The 18189-nt window shown below is 38.6% G+C and carries 17 protein-coding genes; 13 read left to right on the forward strand and 4 right to left on the reverse strand.

Annotated features, from left to right (window positions below; translation table 11 throughout):
* Nucleotides 1-61: 61 nt before the first annotated feature.
* The gene (locus JCM9152_RS08435) at nucleotides 62-1045 is read right to left on the reverse strand and encodes a glycoside hydrolase family 43 protein (RefSeq protein ID WP_035343119.1); all 984 of its coding nucleotides are present in this window, start codon (nucleotides 1043-1045) and stop codon (nucleotides 62-64) included.
* A gap of 286 nt (nucleotides 1046-1331) precedes the next feature.
* On the opposite strand from JCM9152_RS08435, the gene JCM9152_RS08440 reads away from it, so the two are divergent.
* The 11 genes from JCM9152_RS08440 to JCM9152_RS08485 all read left to right on the forward strand — a co-directional run bounded on the left by JCM9152_RS08440 (nucleotide 1332) and on the right by JCM9152_RS08485 (nucleotide 12290).
* Nucleotides 1332-2669: an ABC transporter substrate-binding protein gene (locus tag JCM9152_RS08440; protein ID WP_052015775.1), complete on the forward strand. Its 1338-nt coding sequence runs from the start codon at nucleotides 1332-1334 to the stop codon at nucleotides 2667-2669.
* Between the two features lie 209 nt (nucleotides 2670-2878).
* Nucleotides 2879-3736: a carbohydrate ABC transporter permease gene (locus JCM9152_RS08445; RefSeq protein WP_081727955.1), complete on the forward strand. Its 858-nt coding sequence runs from the start codon at nucleotides 2879-2881 to the stop codon at nucleotides 3734-3736.
* Nucleotides 3737-4579, forward strand: coding sequence for a carbohydrate ABC transporter permease (locus JCM9152_RS08450; protein WP_035343122.1), 843 nt, complete (start codon nucleotides 3737-3739; stop codon nucleotides 4577-4579).
* 55 nt (nucleotides 4580-4634) lie between these two features.
* Complete coding sequence (locus JCM9152_RS08455; protein ID WP_035343124.1) at nucleotides 4635-6116, forward strand: sensor histidine kinase; 1482 nt, start codon at nucleotides 4635-4637, stop codon at nucleotides 6114-6116.
* Nucleotides 6113-6463, forward strand: coding sequence for a sensor histidine kinase (locus JCM9152_RS08460; protein ID WP_035343126.1), 351 nt, complete (start codon nucleotides 6113-6115; stop codon nucleotides 6461-6463). Before JCM9152_RS08455 ends, JCM9152_RS08460 begins: the two co-directional genes overlap by 4 nt.
* Entirely contained in the window at nucleotides 6460-8070 is a 1611-nt protein-coding gene (locus JCM9152_RS08465) for a response regulator (RefSeq protein ID WP_035343128.1), read from the forward strand. The genes JCM9152_RS08460 and JCM9152_RS08465 overlap by 4 nt, the downstream gene beginning before the upstream one ends.
* A 12-nt stretch (nucleotides 8071-8082) precedes the next feature.
* Nucleotides 8083-8985 carry a glycoside hydrolase family 43 protein gene (locus JCM9152_RS08470; protein ID WP_035343131.1) on the forward strand — a complete coding sequence of 301 codons (903 nt, stop codon included), beginning with the start codon at nucleotides 8083-8085 and terminating at the stop codon, nucleotides 8983-8985.
* Nucleotides 8975-10555: a glycoside hydrolase family 65 gene (locus JCM9152_RS08475; protein WP_369384542.1), complete on the forward strand. Its 1581-nt coding sequence runs from the start codon at nucleotides 8975-8977 to the stop codon at nucleotides 10553-10555. Before JCM9152_RS08470 ends, JCM9152_RS08475 begins: the two co-directional genes overlap by 11 nt.
* Before the next feature lie 86 nt (nucleotides 10556-10641).
* Nucleotides 10642-11028 (forward strand): hypothetical protein, encoded by a 387-nt coding sequence (locus tag JCM9152_RS24005; RefSeq protein WP_369384543.1) that lies wholly within the window; start codon nucleotides 10642-10644, stop codon nucleotides 11026-11028.
* 354 nt (nucleotides 11029-11382) lie between these two features.
* Nucleotides 11383-11829, forward strand: a complete 447-nt coding sequence (locus JCM9152_RS08480) for a hypothetical protein (RefSeq protein WP_035343134.1) — start codon at nucleotides 11383-11385, stop codon at nucleotides 11827-11829.
* The gene (locus tag JCM9152_RS08485; protein WP_035343138.1) at nucleotides 11826-12290 is read left to right on the forward strand and encodes a hypothetical protein; all 465 of its coding nucleotides are present in this window, start codon (nucleotides 11826-11828) and stop codon (nucleotides 12288-12290) included. Before JCM9152_RS08480 ends, JCM9152_RS08485 begins: the two co-directional genes overlap by 4 nt.
* A 342-nt stretch (nucleotides 12291-12632) precedes the next feature.
* Here JCM9152_RS08485 and JCM9152_RS08490 read toward each other — a convergent pair whose 3' ends face one another.
* Nucleotides 12633-12938 carry a Dabb family protein gene (locus tag JCM9152_RS08490; protein ID WP_035343141.1) on the reverse strand — a complete coding sequence of 102 codons (306 nt, stop codon included), beginning with the start codon at nucleotides 12936-12938 and terminating at the stop codon, nucleotides 12633-12635.
* A gap of 176 nt (nucleotides 12939-13114) precedes the next feature.
* Nucleotides 13115-13606: a hypothetical protein gene (locus tag JCM9152_RS08495; protein ID WP_035343144.1), complete on the reverse strand. Its 492-nt coding sequence runs from the start codon at nucleotides 13604-13606 to the stop codon at nucleotides 13115-13117.
* A 150-nt stretch (nucleotides 13607-13756) separates the two neighbouring features.
* On the opposite strand from JCM9152_RS08495, the gene JCM9152_RS08500 reads away from it, so the two are divergent.
* Both JCM9152_RS08500 and JCM9152_RS08505 read left to right on the forward strand, forming a co-directional pair.
* Nucleotides 13757-14812 (forward strand): LLM class flavin-dependent oxidoreductase, encoded by a 1056-nt coding sequence (locus JCM9152_RS08500; protein WP_035343147.1) that lies wholly within the window; start codon nucleotides 13757-13759, stop codon nucleotides 14810-14812.
* Nucleotides 14813-15056: 244 nt separating this feature from the next.
* Nucleotides 15057-17039 (forward strand): electron transport protein, encoded by a 1983-nt coding sequence (locus JCM9152_RS08505; protein ID WP_052015776.1) that lies wholly within the window; start codon nucleotides 15057-15059, stop codon nucleotides 17037-17039.
* A gap of 205 nt (nucleotides 17040-17244) precedes the next feature.
* On the opposite strand, the gene JCM9152_RS08510 is transcribed toward JCM9152_RS08505, so the two are convergent.
* Nucleotides 17245-18087 (reverse strand): pentapeptide repeat-containing protein, encoded by an 843-nt coding sequence (locus tag JCM9152_RS08510; protein ID WP_035343150.1) that lies wholly within the window; start codon nucleotides 18085-18087, stop codon nucleotides 17245-17247.
* Nucleotides 18088-18189 lie beyond the last annotated feature (102 nt).

Raw genomic sequence — 18189 nt, forward strand, 5'->3', positions numbered from 1 at the left:
AAGCCCATTGTGAAAGTGATTGTCTTTCATAATGGGCTTAAAATGTTGTATGACTGTAGGTTTATTTATACGGATCAATCGTTTGAATGGTTCCGTCTTCATTGTAGTGGAGCTCAGTAAATTTGACAGAGCGTTTATGATTGACGCCATCAGACAATGAACAGTCATGATAGAATAAATACCACTTATTATTAAATTCGACGATCGAATGATGAGTCGTCCAACCAATGACAGGATTTAATATCGTTCCTTTGAACTCAAAAGGCCCCTCTGGATTTTTGCTTATTGCGTAAACAATTTTATGAGTCGTTCCTGTTGAATAGGATAAATAATAATAGTCATTGTATTTATGAATCCAAGGTCCTTCGAAATAACGTCGATCCTCATCACCTGCCACAATAGGATTTCCTTCTTCATCGACGATTGAAATTTCTTTTGGTTCGGCCTTAAATGAAAGCATGTCCTCACTTAACTCGGCAATGCGTGGTCCAATTGCTGGTTGGTCTAGTTCAGGTCCTTCTTCTACATCTGGAAGGAAGGTTCCTGTTTGCCACTTTTCTAATTGCCCTCCCCATAAACCGCCGAAGTAGCAATATGCTCGATTATCTTGATCAACAAATACAGCAGGATCGATACTATAGCTTCCTTCAATGTAATTCTTTTCAGGCTTAAATGGGCCAGTCGGTGATTGGCTTGTTGCGACACCAATTCGAAAAACGCCATCATGATCTCGAGCTGGGAAGTAAAAATAGTACGTTCCATTTTTGTAAGCAGCATCAGGAGCCCACATTTGCTTTGATGCCCACGGAACATCACGAACATGAAGAGCTTCACCGTGATCCTCAACAGGACCGTCAATTGATTCCATTGATAAAACGTGATAATCCTCCATACGGTACTGATCACCATTATCATTATCTGGTCCATCATGATCGAGGTCATGCGAAGGATAAATATACAATTTACCATCAAATACATGGGCAGATGGGTCTGCTGTGTACAAATGAGTTACAATTGGTTCATTTTGCTGTACTTTTTTCGTCACTGCACGTCTCTCCAATCGATTAAGAAATTTATACAGTTCCTAATTATAAGGAAAGAGTATTGCAATGTAAACGTTTAAACTATAGATTTTATCTAAAAAAGAATAGATGGGGACGGTTGATTAATGAGACCGCTGAGGGTTGTGTAAAAATTATGTTGAACATCGTCAAAAATGTTAGATTAAATAGAAAAAGATGAGTTTTTTTATAACTTACCTAACTTTTCTTCATTTAAGTGTAAGCGATTACAAAATAGAATAGTAGTATCACAAGAAAGGGGGAAACATGATGAAAAAATTCTTGTATGGGTTTAGTATTTGTTTGTTTATAGTAATGGTTGCAGCATGTAATTCACAAAGTGAAGAGGCTGACGCACCGTCAACAGGAGGGGATGAGGAACCACTTAATGAAGAGGCACAAACAAATGGTGGTGAGGAAGAGATTGAACTTCGTATGACATGGTGGGGAGGACAAGAGAGACATGATCGTACGTTAAAAGTTATTGAATTATACGAAGAACAGAATCCGCATGTCACGATTGTGCCAGAATACTCTGGGTTTGATGGGTATTTTGATAAACTTTCAACACAGCTTGCAGCTGGAAATGCACCTGATATTGTTCAGTATGGAGGGAATTTGAACGACTTCGTTGCACGAGGTACAGTGCTTCCACTTGATGACTATGTTGGGAATGAGCTTGATTTAAGTCAGCATGATCAAAGTATGATTGACGCTGCTACATTTGATGGACAGTTTTATGGAGTAACATTAGGGACGAATGCAAGAGGGGTTCTATTAAATAAAACGTTATTTGATGAAGCTGGTGTAGTGCTACCAAGCGAAGATTGGACATGGGATGATTTCTATGAAATAGCTAATGAGCTATCAGCAACGTTAGATGGCATTTATGGTACAGCTGACTTTGAAGAGGATGGGTTTGGAACCTTTTTAGCACAACGTGATAAATGGACATATTTAGATGGTGAGATTGGCTTTGAGCCACAAGATGTAAAGGATTGGTTTACACTTTGGAAGGAGCTAAGAGAAGCTGGGGGTGCTGCGATTCCAGAAGTTCAAGTAACAGCGACTCAAACTCCAGAACAGTCTTTAATTGTTCAACGTACAGTTGTAATGGAAGCGATCGCAAGTAATCAGCTTGGAGCCTACCAAGGTGCAACTGAAGATGAATTGATCTTATTTATTAATCCTTATAATAGTGAATCAGGCAAAAATGGAGTAGGACTAAGACCGAGTCAATTTTTAGCAGGTACGAATACGACCGATCATCCGGAAGAGGTAGCTAAGTTCTTAGATTTCTTTGTCAATGATTTAGAGGCGACAGAAATTCTAGGTAATGACCGCGGAGCACCAGTCAATGCTGAAGTTCGTGAATTTCTCTTAGATTCAGGGGATGTCGTTGATCAAGAAATATTTGCTTATATTGATTGGGTTAGCTCAACATCCGAAGCACCATATATTCCGAATTTACCGGGCTATAACGAGAATACTCAATTATTCCAAGAGACAGCTGAACGAATCTACTTTGAACAATCCACTGTTGAAGAGGCTTCAGAAAATTACTTTAATGAATTAATAGCTAATATTGAACGGTATTCGGAAGAATAAAAGAATGATCGAGTGGCTCAGGTTCCAGCTAATCATGGAGGTGCAGCGGAGCCACTCGCAACATGTAACATTGTAATCTAGGTTCGTTAAAAAAATAGAGAGTAGGAGGGATCGTTGTGGAGAACCCTACGGAAAAGATAAATCCAATTATCCAACTGAAAGCAGTAACGAAACAAAAACGTGATCGAAAGCATAGTTTCATTGCCTATATGTTTTTATTGCCATGGTTAATTGGCTTTTTCGGATTAGTATTAGGTCCGATGATTAGTTCATTGTATTTGTCATTTACTCGTTTCGACCTCATGAATCCGCCTCGTTGGATCGGTCTAGCTAATTATCAAAATTTATTTCAAGATCAGCGCTTCTGGGACTCTGTTCAAGTGACAGCTACGTTTGTGATGATTGCCGTTCCAACCCAATTAATAGCTGCTTTATTAGTAGCTCTTTTGTTAAACCGTAGTATGAAAGGGATTGGTATTTATCGTACCGTTTATTATATTCCTTCGCTATTAGGAGGGAGTGTCGCGATAGCTTTATTATGGAAAAATATTTTTGGTATCGATGGTTTAGTGAACCAAGTACTGGCTTTTTTTAATATTACGGGTAAGGGCTGGGTTGCTCACCCAGACTTTGCATTAGGAACATTAATTATTTTAGCAACTTGGCAGTTCGGAGCTTCGATGGTGATCTTTCTTGCTGGTTTGAAGCAAATTCCGTCTGAGCTTTATGAAGCAGCAGCGGTTGATGGAGCGAACAATATAAGAAAGTTTTTTAAGATTACACTACCACTGTTAACTCCTGTATTGTTCTTTAATTTAGTCATTGAGCTAATTAAATCGATTCAAGTATTCACCTCCTCCTACATTATTAGTGAAGGGACAGGGGGGCCAATTAATTCGACGCTATTCTACACATTGTATTTATATCAAAAAGGGTTTTCACATTTTGAAATGGGTTACGCATCAGCAATGGCTTGGATTCTAGTTATGGTATTAGGAACATTAACTGCGTTTATCTTTATCTCATCTAAATATTGGGTCTACTATGAGGATGGAGGGAAATCATAAATGAGGAGAAAAGTTCATGGAAAGCGAATCGTTGTTCATATATTTATCATTTCCTTCGGTCTTCTTATGCTCTATCCAGTTTTATGGATGATTTCAAGCTCGTTAAAGCCCGAGTATTTAATTTTCTCATCACCAGGTCTATGGCCGACAGAAATAACGTTCGATAACTATTTAAATGGATGGAATGTTGTAAGAGATGTGACTTTTGGCTCCTTTTTCAAAAATTCCTTCTTAATCAGTTCAATTAGTGTAATTGCGAATATTGCTACGTGTTCGATGGCCGCATACGCCTTTGCTCGTTTGAAATTTCCATTAAAGAAGCTGTTGTTTGCATGTATGCTGATGACCATAATGCTACCGGCTCACGTCACATTAGTACCGCAATATACGATTTTTCATCAGCTTGATTGGATCAATACAATTTTACCATTAACAGTACCAAAGCTATTAGCGACAGATGCTTTCTTTATCTTTTTAATGGTGCAGTTCTTTCGAGGGATTCCTCGTGAATTAGATGAAAGTGCAACGATGGATGGGTGTGGTATCATTCAAATTTATTTTCGAATTATCATTCCATTAGCGTTGCCTGTGTTAATTACGACAGCGATCTTTACCTTTATTTGGACATGGGATGATTTCTTTAGTCAAATTCTTTATTTAAATACGATTGATCAATTTACAGTGCCCTTAGGTTTGCGTCTTTTCTTAGATTCACAAGGACAATCTTCTTGGGGGGCAGTGTTTGCGATGTCTGTTCTTTCTTTAATACCTATTTCTACTGTCTTCTTTATCTTTCAAAAGTATATTGTTGAAGGGATTGCGACAACAGGTCTGAAAGGGTAGAATGCAGGAAAGCATTTTCTTTGCTAAATAAAGAAAAAAAGGATGGCCATCTCTAATGTTCAAAAAATTAACGACGATAATGGTAATAAGTTTTGTATTAGTGAATGGAGTTTTTCTTGCGGCACTTAGCATGGCTTCTTATCGATCCTTTTTTAACTTTACGTCCGAGGAAATTAGTGAAACGAGATTGACATTGTTGAATGAAAGCGCTAAAAAGCTTGCTGGGTTTATTTCAAGTGTCAGTGAGGCAGGTGTATACATTGCTATTAATCGTAACGTTATTGAAATGTTTTCTGATGAGCCAGACAACGCTTATGATGCGATAAGTGATCAACGAGAATTAATTAGCATTATGAATGGTGTCACAAGTATGAAGACGTTTATTCATTCTATCGAAGTTTACACAAACCATTACGAGGAATATCCGATTGTTTCTGGTGAAGTCGTTCAACCGATGAATCATGTGATGGATGAAAAGTGGTTTCCTTCTCTTTTCTCAAAAGCAGATTATGCCTGGGTGCCTAAACATGAATCCATTCATACGAGTCAGGAGTTCATCAGTTATATGCATCGATTGATGAATCAACGTGGTGAGACGGTTGGTTATATTAAAGTGAATGTGACAGCAGAGACATTTTTTGAATATATGTCGGATAAAGAGTTGCTAAATCAAACGAGTGAACCTCTTATTCTATTAAATACGGGTGGCAGAATTATAGCGGAAACTCACACATCAGAAGTATTTCCTATCCTTGATCGAGTAGTCTCATCTATGAATGATGAACCGTTCTCAACATTAACAGAAGACTATCAACAAATAACGAATCATCATGAGTTAATTAGATATGATAACGACTACTTTCTATTGTTGTTATCAGAGCCTAATTATGATCAGTGGAGGTTAGCCCAAGTAATTCCGGTCGATGGGTTGTATACAGAAACGAGACAAATGGGGATAATGATCTTCGCCATGGGCTTGCTCGGTCTGTTGATTTCCATACCGATTGTTTACTGGATCGGAAAACGGTTTTCTCTACCAATCTCAAATTTAATTAAAGGGATGAGAAGTATTGAAAAAGGAGATTTTAATCAGAAGGTTGGGCCTTATTACATTGAGGAATATGATGTTCTTGCTTCTAGTTTCAACAGAATGACAAAGGAATTGAATGAATCTGTTAAACGGTTGAAAGCCGAAAGTGGTTATAGAAGAGAGGCGGAAATACGCGCCTTACAAAGTCAAATTATGCCTCATTTCTTATATAACACGCTAGATATGATCAGGTGGAAGGCGATGGACCATCGTGCAAATGATATTAGTGATATGGTCAATCAGCTCAGCAGGATGCTACGAATTGGCTTGAGTGGTGGTAATAAGTTTATCCTGCTTCGAGATGAATTAGAGCATGTGAAAAGCTATATTCAAATACAGCAGACAAGACTCACTAGTCAGGTTCATTATCATGAAAGAGTAAAGGCGTCATTAAAGGATTTATATGTTCCGAAAATCATTCTGCAGCCTTTATCGAAAATAGTATGAGACACGGATATCCATCACCATATAAAGAAACGATTTATATTGGGGTGGAGGGAAGGATCATTGAAGAAGCTCATCAACCGATGTTAGAGTTATTTGTTTCAGATAAGGGAATTGGACTCGCAGATGAGTGGAGCATTGAGACATGTACCGGAATAGGAATTAAAAATGTAGAAGAACGGATTTGGATGTATTGTGGAGATCCTTATCGGATTCAAATTCGTAACCGACGTGAGGGAGGGGTAGGTGTTCAAATCGTCTTACCGATCATTGAAGAGGAACATGAGTTACAGCAATGGATACGTAAGCAGCAAGAGTGGCTTGATGGCTACAAGGGAGGTCAGTCATGAAGACAGTATATATTATCGATGATGATACAGTGATTCGTGAGGGCTTAGTTAAGCATGTTCGCTGGCAAGAGCTTGGTTTTGAAATCGTTGAAACAGCTAAAGATGGTTTAGAGGCTTTAAACAAAATTGAACATAACCCTCCTGATGTCATTATTACAGATATTTATATGCCAAACATGACAGGGCTAGAATTAACGAAAAAATTATTTAATCAGTTTCCGTCTATTCAAATTATTATCCAAAGTGGTTACGATCATTTTGAGAATGCACGTAAAGCGATTCAATATGGTGTTAAACACTTTTTCTTAAAGCCGGCCCCTATTCAAGAAATTGAGAACGTCTTAATTGAAATTAAACAAAAAATTGAAAGTGAGGAAAAGCAAAGAAAGCTACTAGCAAGCTATGAAGAACAACGTAAGGAATATTTAATTTATACAAAAGATGCTCTTATTCGTGATATGTTAACAAAACGCTATAAGCGGGGAGGGATCCCTACAGAGAAGCTTAATCTTTTACATATATCTCCTTTACAAAAAGTTGTTGTTAGTACTTTAACGGTTATTCGCCCGGCCTATTTAACGAAAGCTCATGAGCGTGATTGGCAGTTAATGAAATTCAGTGTCCAAAATATTATTACAGAGCTAATTGAAACGGATACGCGGACGACTCAGGTTGATCTTCATGTTGTCGACTATTCAGATTCAACATTTGTTCTTGTTGTTTTTGAAAATGAATATACAGATTGCCTTGAGAAGTTATGTGAGGAACTTGCGAATGAATTGATGAGTACATTGCTTTTCTATTTGAAGGTTTCAGTCATTATTGGAATTGGTCGTGTGAAACAAGGAATTCACGAGATGATTGACTCTTACCTTGAGAGTCAGCGCGCGCTAGAGGCTGCTGAGTATCAAGAAGTGAATAAAGTGTTCACTCTTTCTGAGGCTGAAACATATGGATCTTCTCCAGTGTATTCTTATCCATTTGATATGATCACATCGATTCAAAGTGCTATTCAACAAAAAGATGCAGAGCTTGTCTATTCTATTTGGCAGAAGTTTATAGAAGAGATAAAAAATGAACAAAGCATTCCGTTGTTGATCGTACAAAATGTATGTGTAACGATTTTGAATGCGCTCATGTTTGATGCACAGCTTCGTGAACAATGGCAAAGTAAGGATTTGTCCAAATTAATGGGAACAGTTTATGCTCATCGTACGATTCATCACTTGACTGAATGGATGGGTCATTATATAGAAGAATGGATTCAGCAGGTGAAGGAAGAATTAACAGGTCGTAAAAGCTATAAATTAATCGTTGGCGTGAAGGAATATGTGCACGAATATTATGATCAGGAGATTACATTAGCAGAAATTGCAGAGACATTGTATGTGAATCGGAATTATTTGTCCCAGATATTTAAGAAGGTGACAGGTGAAACATTTGTAAACTACCTCAATCATTTTCGCATTGAAAAAGCTAAGGACTACTTGCGTCAAAAAAAGTATATGGTCTATGAAGTGAGTGAAATGGTAGGGTATCAAAATCCTACTTATTTCAGTCAAGTGTTTAAGTCGATGACAGGCGTAAGTCCATCAGAATACCACTAATAGGAGGAGCGTATGGTCAAAAAAGAAGAGATTCAGCTACGAGATCCGTTTGTTTTTGTTGATAATGAAACGAATAAATACTACTTGTTTGGTAGTACGGATCCAAATGTTTGGGGAGAGGGTATTGGGTTTGATGTCTATATAAGTGAGGATTTAGAATGTTGGGATGGGCCATTTCCTGTTTTTCGTCCTAGTGATACGTTTTATTCTAAGGAAAATTTTTGGGCACCTGAAGTACATGAGTATAATGGGAACTATTATATGTTTGCGACGTTTCTAAGAAAGGATAACGGAAAACGTGGTACAGGAGTTCTTTACTCTAACTCGTTAATGGGTCCGTTCTTACCCCATAGCGAAGGTCCAGTTACGCCTGAAGACTGGTACTGTCTAGATGGTACATTACATGTTGATGGTGCAGGAGAACCTTGGATTGTTTTTTGTCATGAATGGGTTCAAATTGCCGATGGTGAGTTATGTGCCCAAAGGTTATCAACAGATTTGAAACATACGATTGGAGAACCCGTTATATTATTTAAAGCATCTGAAGCACCATGGACAACGGCTTTTAAACATCGTAGATTTCCGAACCGAAATAATTATGTAACAGATGGTCCGTATTTGTTTCACTCTCAAAGCGGTGAACTGATGATGCTTTGGGCGAGTTTCATTGATCATGTTTATGCCCAAGGAATTGCGAGATCAACAACTGGACAAGTTCTAGGGCCGTGGGTACAAGAGGATGAGCCGCTGTTTAGGAATGATGGTGGTCATGGCATGGTCTTTTCGACTTTTGAAGGGCAACGAATGTTAACGTTACATACGCCTAATAAAACGCCATTGGAACGCCCGATTTTCATTAGGTTAGAAGAATTAAATGGAAAAATAATCGTGAGGAGGGACAAGGATGGCAATTGATCGAAAAGAAGTCGTTCAACGGCATTTTCCGAAATTGTCAAAAGTAGATCCACGTTCGCCACTTAGTGTTGGGAATGGTGAGTTTGCATTTACGGCAGATATAACTGGGTTACAATCATTCCCAGATGTGTATGAAGTTCCATTAAGTACGCAGTCGAATTGGGGTTGGCATTCATCAAATGGACATAATGTATATTCGATTAATGATGTCGATCAACAACAGTTGGATACGTATGGACGATTTGTTAAATATCCATTGTATCCAGGTCAAACAAGTGAAATTTATCACTGGTTACGCCAAAATCCACATCGACTACAGTTAGGGCAACTTTCCTTTCAATTTCGGAAAGAGGACGGTACATTAGCCAAAGTAGAAGATATAAAGCAGATCGAGCAAACGTTAAATATATGGGAGGGGTGTTTATATAGCCATTTTACTATTGAAGATTGCCCTGTCAAAGTAAAGACAATCTGTCATCCATTTAAGGATGAATTAGCTATAAGAATCGAATCCCCTATACTAAAGACAAGACGCTTATGTGTGCAAGTAACGTTTCCAAATCCTGATGTTGCCTCAAATGAATGGGATCAAGCCATTGATCTGAGGTGGGATCATCCAGAACGCCATCGAACAAATGTCATTCAGCAATTTGCTAACGAGCTTTTGTTACGAAGGTGTATGGATGATGATCATTATGATGTTCGATTAAGGTGGAATACAGGTGAAGTCGAACAAACATCTGTTCATCAATTTACACTTTGGCCAATTAATGGAGAACAACTCGATTTATGTGTAGCATTTGGTCTATCTGAGGTGGCGGTGAGTCGTACGGTAGATACTGTCATTCAAGAAAGTCAAGTTTATTGGGAAAAATTTTGGCTAAAGGGAGGCATGCTTGATTTTTCAAGGTGCACGGATAAACGAGCGCCTGAATTAGAAAGGCGAGTTATTTTATCGCAGTTTTTATTAGCGGTTCATTCAAGTGGAAGTGTTCCCCCTCAGGAGACGGGCTTTATGTACAATAGTTGGTTCGGTAAATTTCATCTTGAAATGCATTATTGGCATGCAGCTCACTTTCCATTATGGGGAAGAGGGGAGTTGTTAGAGAAGAGTTTAGGTTGGTATAAAAAAATATTGCCAAAAGCGAAAGAGCTAGCTCAATCACAAGGATATGATGGGGCACGATGGCCGAAAATGGTTGGATCTGATGGGAACCAAAGCCCTTCACCAATTGCAGTTGCTCTCATATGGCAACAGCCCCACCCGATTACGTTAGCTGAGCTATGTTATCGGGTGAATAAAAGGGAGAGTTTTTTAAAGGAGTATAAGTATCTTGTTTTTGAATCGGCTCATTTTATGGCGTCCTTTGCGGTTTGGGATGAAGCGAGAGCTCAGTATGTCCTCGGACCACCACTTATTCCTGCACAAGAAAATCATCAACCAGAAGTTAGTATAAACCCTCCGTATGAACTTGAATATTGGAAGTACGGGTTAGAATTGGCGATAAAGTGGGCAAAGCGATTGAATGAGCCGTACCAAAGAAGTGGGAGGCAGTTGCGAATCAATTAGCTGAATCACCACATAAAGAAGGTGTCTATTTAGCGCATGAGCAATGTTCAACGACTTTTGAACAATTTCAACATGATCATCCGTCAATGGTAGCAGCGTTAGGGGTATTACCAGGTGAGCGGATTAACCACCATCGTATGAGACAAACATTAAAAAAAGTGAAAGATGAGTGGGATTGGAATAGTGCTTGGGGATGGGATTTTCCAATGTGTGCAATGACAGCTGCGAGGTTAGGCGAGTCGGAATGGGCAGTGGATTTTTTGTTAATGGATAGAATGAAAAATGCCTACTTACAAAATGGACATAACTATCAACGTAAAGGATTAACGAGTTATTTACCAGGGAATGGAGCGCTCTTACTAGCAGTTGCCATGATGGCTGCAGGATATGCTGGTCATGAAGAGACATTATTTGGATTTCCGAAAAATGGCGAATGGGAGGTTAAGATGGAGGGGATACACCCGATTTTATAAGGGCTGCTAGATGAACTAGCGAATATTTCCCAAAAAAATATAGGGAAGAAACCCATTGTTGTTTGCACATCACTTGTCTTAATTGCAATAGTTCTAATGAGGTCGCTCATATGAAAATAATCCACTTAGCTTTTTAGCTCAAGGGTGGGATATTTTTGTTTGTACGACAGTAGGATAAAGGTCAGATAGCACGAGGGTTTCAAAAACGTTCATATGGCCCCTTTAGTTTGGTTGCGACCATCCGGGGGAAGTCGTATCCTACTAGTAGGTGATGGTTTAGTAGAGAATGCAAATAAGTTCTTTTTTTAGGGTGTGTAATTATATGTTAGAATGGCCTCATAAGGGGGGCATATTTTGAATCGTGTTATGAAAGGGTTATTCGGATTATTGGTTATTAGTGTTCTTATTAATATTTATGTAGTAGTGAATATGAATCAATTAACGAACGAGGTCGAGCATTTAATTGATCGTCACTTTCATACTGAACGGAATATGGAAAATCAATTATCTTCTATTGATCGGCAGCTACTTGATTTAAATGAACAAAATCAATGGGTAACCAATATGAGTTTTCGTCCAGAAGTTGAAGAATCGTCTTCAGAAGAAATTGTGTTGCAGAGTGAATGGACATTTCGTGAAATAGGAGAAGACGCTCATGTTACAATGATGTATCGAAAAGAGAATAGTAGTAACTGGAATGAAGCAGAGGCGACATTAGAAGCAGGCACAATTTATTCAAGTGAATTACGATTAAATCCAAATGACAGTTATGTCTATCAAATCGTTTCAGAGGGGGGATGAACAGAACGACAAATGAGGAAAGAATTCCAGAATACGTATATCAAAGACAATCACTTCAACTGAGTACATCAACATCGAGTGGTGGAGTTAATACACCAATGTTGTTTAGTGCAACAATTCATGAGAATGAGGCGCTTTTTCCATTCTATGAAATTGAATCCGCTACCGCGACGTTTCGGTTAGAAGATGGAAGCGAAATAATCGAACCATTTCTAAAGAATCCGAATGAATCGGAAATGAATACACAAAACGAATCAGCAAGATATACATCAACTTCAGTAACATCATCTTCTTCAGTAGCATCTTCCTCTTCGTTACAAAACGATACAGCTATAGATGATGGGGTAGTTGAAGAAGCGAACATATGGTATGTACAATTACAAGAAGTAGGGCTAGGTTCTGTTGAAATAGAAGTGATTTATGTCGACGGTTATAAGCAAAGTGAGACGTTTCATAAGTAATAGCAAGCGAAAGAGCGTTCAAATATATGTTGAACGCTTTTTCTTCGTATAGTTTAATGAATGTGAATTCGATGTGTCAGATGGGCTCTTTACGAGCTTTTGTAATGACTCCACACAACGCATTTAAGAAAAGGTGCTGTCGATTTTTTCTTAGAAGATAAGAAAGTATAAGTTTCGAGGAAGACATGTGGGAAAAGCATAGAGAGTGTAAGCAAACTCAAGGAGAGCGGCGGCTTCGCACGTTACACGTTTTTCTGAAAGAACCCCATTTTCAGAAAAACTGAAAACCGCTGTAACGGCTCCGCACGCCGCTTTTAAGAAAAGTCTGCTGTGCAGTTTTTCTTATAAAATCGTATAGTCAATTTCTTGAAAACGTTCTACTTCTACTTTCCAGCGTTTTTCTACGAAAGCGACATGGCTAGGATGGTTGTTATATGTATCGTAGTCTTCTTGATTGGTAAATTCCATAGAAAAGCCAAAATCGAAATCCGTTTTTGGGCTCGTCTGCCGCAACACTTCAAAGTTATTTACGACAGGGATTGCACTTAGAATAGCTTGGCCATCTTTTAAAAATGTTTCTGTTGCTTGGTCGGTAAGAGAGTGTTTGAGGGTGAAAAATGCCATATGTTTGATTGTTCCTTTTTCCATATAGATCGCTCCTTCGTAATAGTTTAATATTATTATTACATAAAATTTGAAGATAAGCGATTTTTTTGATTTGATGTAAATGTTGAACGGAATGCTAGTAAACTAGCACTCCGTCATAAACGTACTAGTAATTTTTAGGGAAAGGTTTAAAATTGAAGTGGAAAGGAATATGAGGGTTATTGTCTTTTTATTTTTGCAATTTCTCTTTCGTTTCGAGAAGCTTTTTCCCAAATATGGTCTTGGTCTGCTTCGATACTATCTAATCGCAGGATAACTTCTTTGTATTGAGATCTTGTTTCATCTCTATGTGCTTGGATGTCCGCACGTAGCAAGGCCTGTCCTTCTTTTAAAGAACAAATATATTCACGAATAGAAGATTGTTCATCTTTTATAGAGGAGAGTTCCTGCTTCATAGAAGACTGCTCCTGCTTGATAGAGGAGAGTTCCTGCTTCATAGAAGACTGCTCCTGCTTGATGGAGGAGAGTTCCTGCTTCATAGAAGACTGCTCTTGTTTGATGGAAGATAGTTCCTGCTTCATTGAATTTTGTCCATCCTTTATAGAGGATTGTTCTTCTTTCATAGATTGAAGTTCTGAATTTGTTTTTCCGACTGATGTGACGAGTTGCGTTAGTAAGTTTTCCATTCGATCAAGCTGTTCTTTTGACATTTGTGTCACCTCCTTTTCTTTTATTATAATTTATTCATTGACGCATGGCTAGAAAGAGATAAGTCCCTTTAGTTGATTATTTGTTCATTTTGTTTAATGATTAAGGAGCGCTATTAATTTGATATAGAAATAATTATTGGAGGGATATAGATGGAAATAGGAATTAGTACATTTGTCGAGACGACACCAACATTAAAAGGAGGGGAAGCGCCGAGTCATGCTGAGCGGATTAGAGAAGTTGTGGAGGAAATAGTGTTAGCGGACCAAGTTGGACTGGATGTATTTGGTGTAGGTGAGCATCATCGTCATGATTTTGCTGCGTCCTCGCCTGCGGTTGTTTTAGCAGCAGCCGCCGCTCAGACAGAGAGGATTCGTTTAACAAGTGCGGTAACTGTACTTTCTTCTGCAGACCCTGTTCGGGTGTTTCAAGATTTTGCGACCGTTGATGCGATCTCGAATGGGCGAGCTGAGATTATGGCAGGTAGAGGTTCTTTTATTGAATCTTTTCCATTATTTGGTTACGACTTGAATGATTATAATGAATTGTTTGAAGAAAAGTTGGAGCTCTTGTTAAAGATTCGTGAATCTGAAAAAGTAACATGGAGTGGGAAACATCGCCCAGCTATTCAGGAATTAGGTGTTTACCCTAGACCCGTACAAGAACCGCTTCCTGTTTGGATCGGAAGTGGAGGGAACTCAGAATCGGTTGTACGCGCTGGAGTTCTCGGGTTGCCTCTCGTATTAGCAATCATAGGTGGCAGCCCGCTACAGTTTGAACCACTTGTCCGTTTATATAAACGAGCAGCCGAGCACGCAGGTCATGATGTGTCAAAGCTGCCAGTTGCATCGCATTCACATGGCTTTATTGCTGAGACGACTGACGCTGCAGCAGATGCTTTTTATCCATCGACAAAGTTTGTCATGAGTCAACTAGGACGTGAACGAGGCTGGCCCCCATATACGAGAGAAACGTTTGATGCAGCAAGAAGCTTTGAAGGAGCTTTATACGTTGGTGATGTACAAACCGTTGCGAAAAAGATTATTCATTTGCGTAAAGAGGTTGGCATCACTCGTTTTATGTTACATGTTCCAGTCGGATCGATGCCACATGAAAAAGTGATGAGAGCGATTGAGCTATTAGGAAAAGAAGTTGCACCGCTAGTCCGAGAAGATATTAAGAAGTGGGAGGAGAATGGCGGAGAATAAGCATTAGTTTGATTTTAGAAAAAATAAAAAGCTAAATTAACTCCAAAAGAGTGTCTCTAAAGGAATGTATACTTCGAGACACTTTTTTGGAGTATTAAACAAGTTCAATTGATAAAAGTAAAATATCAATCAAATCGACTTTCGACTTTCAGGATGTAGGTAATTCTTACAAGTTCTTTTGATGAATAAGTAAAGCGCGTAAATGAACAATAATCGTATAACCTCTCTATAAAGGAGTACGAGTATGAAGCGTATTATAGTCGTAGGAATTTGCTTATTCATTGGTGTCGTCATTATTCTTGCAAGTATTACTTACATGGAACCAAGCTATGCAGTAAATCCCAAAGGGGAGCATTCCTTAAATCACCCTCTTGAACATGATATGAATGATATTTACGGTTATGATGTATGGGGCAAGTCACTTTCATTGAATGATGTAGAAGAATGGAATGAAGAGCAACGTTCTTTACATAATGGTGTAGTAGAAGTCAATGATGATTTAATAGGATTAGGAAGAGACTTATTCTATGAAGAGACATTTAATAATGAGGAGTATATTACAGATGTATTAGGGATACTAGATGGTCCTTTATCAGTATGGAATATATCAAAAGCAGTTCTTGCAGCGAGAAAAGAAGGGACAGACAATTTAAAGGTTGAATTAGCAGAAGATGCGACGATTGGTGGTCGAACGTTTAAAAAAGGAGATGTCATTGAAACGGGCTTAGATGTACCAAAAGGTGCATGGGCTCCACTCGGTATGCCAATCTCCTTCCGTGAAGGACGTTTAAAAGCAGGAATATCCTGTGCAGCTTGCCATGCAACAGTTGATCGCCACACAGGAAAAGTCATTGAAGGAGCACCAAATGCTAATTTCAATGCTGGATTAATGTTAGCACTTGCTTCTAATTCAGCTGCCTATTTTACAAATACAGATATCGACGAGGAGAAAATTAAGAATTTTATTGTAGAGCAAGAATGGATGAAGGAAAAGGAGTCTAATACGGAGTCCTACGTTGCTTTACCAGATATTCAAAAAATGGAGGATGCAGTTGACCGTGCTTTGCTTAATTGGCCAAAGGGAAATTTTGATTCAACGATTGATCTAGAAAACAATCCGACACAAATACCAGATTCCTTCACATTGGATGATCATCCATACGGATGGAATGGATTTGCTGCAGTGGGACCATTTAAAGGGTTAACCTCGTTAAATAATAATGTTCACGCACAAAACTCTGATTCACTTGCTCAAGTAGATCAAAGTAATGCGTTATTTAACATTGATAAAGAACGTTATATTGGAATTCTTCTTCAAAATGCCCCTAATAAGAATTATCGATATGCTTCTGACTCAGCAGAAAAACCAAGTGAGCTATTGGCAAGGATTGATCATAATGAAACGGTATGGGGATTTAATGATATGGTCCGTCCACCAACATACCCGAAACTGTCTCTCTTTACTCCGAATGGAACAATTATTGGGTCAGAGGGTTATACTGTATTAGAGGAATTAAATGCTCTATCTGCTTATCAAAATGCACTTAAGCCACCATCTGAAACAGATCAATATACTGTGATAGAAGCAAGTGGACGTGATGTATTTAATCGTGCTGGATGTGTAAGCTGTCACGCTGGTGAAGGGAGAACGAACCATCGCATCATACCGAATGAACAAGTAAAAGCAGAACCATCTAGGGCGAAGGCATTCAAAGATACAGTTAAATTGCTAGAAGAGGCGTGGTTCTATCCGTTAGACACTCCAATCCCTATTCCAGAAGGTACTGAAATGCTTAAAGTCCCTACTGATCACCTTGAGAATGATCAAGTACAGCTTATGTTAGCAAATGGGAATGAAGGTGGGTATAAAGTAAAAGGCTTAGTCGGATTACAATTCTCTGCACCTTATTTACATGAGGGAGGGATTGCTGTTGGCTCTAATAAAGACTCAGAGCTAGGTCTGAGTGGTACACATGAAAAAGGAATTGAACCAGATGCTTATAATAGCTTGTTAGCAATGATTGATCGAAACCTTAGAAGGAAAGTTATTGAGGCTAATGAATTATCTCAATCTCTACAACATTCTCATTCGACAGGTGCTGGTCATCATTACTATGTCGACGAAGAAAGTGGATTTACAGCTGAAGAACAGGATGCGCTCATCCAGTATTTATTATCAATTGATTTAGAGAAGGAAAGGATTGCTGAAAGAAGAGAGGTTAACTAATCTTAGATGGATGATAGTTAACAAATGCAATTGATTGAGAAGGAGATATCATTTCGCTGTAAAAGCTGTTTCGGGAGTAAATCGACGGTGAGAAAATGAACGATCGATTTAATCGAAAAAAGCATGGACACCTCTTTTCTTGTAAGAAGCCACTGAAAAGGTTGGTTTATAACCTTTTCAGTGCCCATCCTTCTAAAAGAGGTAGTTAACCGTTCATTAACCAATGCTCTGGAGTTGTGACGGTTGGTGGCAGCTTAGTATATTTATCACCATTTGCTGATTGCACTTGCGCCTGTGTTAAGAAGAGACAGTCTCTTAAATCAGCCCCACAGATATTGGCATCTCTTAAATCAGCACCGATCATGTCTGCCATGCGTAAGTCTGCTTTACGCAAATCTGCAGCAATTAACAAAGAACCTCTAAAATTAAAACCGCTTAAATTAGCTCCACGTAATTTAGCACCTATTAGGTCAGGGCCTTTCTTGAGAGTAGGATGAGTGTTCTTACGTTTTAATTTGGCACGGAATCGTTCACTTGTTTGCAAAAGTAGATCATTCACAGTTGCTCTATGTTTAGAAATATCAAGTGCTAGAATATTAGTTGGAGAGAGGTTTGTTAGCTGATTTATTTCGTGAATGACTAGCTTAATATCATGATGGAATGGTTTAGCTACGTTCAGGCTAAAGGCTTCATGTAAGTACCGTAGCATTTCATGCAGCTGCTGCATAATCGGAAAGACTTCAAACATTTCGTTAGCTATATGACCGTGTGTCTTCCAATCGCTTCCATGATATGTTTGCTGTGATACTTTTTGACCAGCACCGAAGCATTCGTAGACCGAGCAGCCACGAAAGCCTTCCTCTCTTAACTGGTCATGTATACGACAGCGATAATCGGTAAGTAAATGACGACACGGTTCTCCACTATCTTTATAAAAAGGGAAATCTGCTGACTCCGCATAAGGTAAAGCAACGCAGCATAATCCAAAACAGTTGTTGCAATCTGAGCTTAAGCTATTAGGGACTGTAAATTCTGTTGAACGATTCATCGTGTTCAACTCCTTATGACTAAAATGGACTTTTACTAGTTTCTATTTAGTGTAGCATAATTACATCGAAAATGGATTTTTTGAGAGTAATTTCTACTTACA

It is taken from the genome of Halalkalibacter hemicellulosilyticusJCM 9152 (genome assembly GCF_000513115.1).
Classification (GTDB): Bacteria; Bacillota; Bacilli; order Bacillales; family Bacillaceae_D; genus Halalkalibacter; species Halalkalibacter hemicellulosilyticus.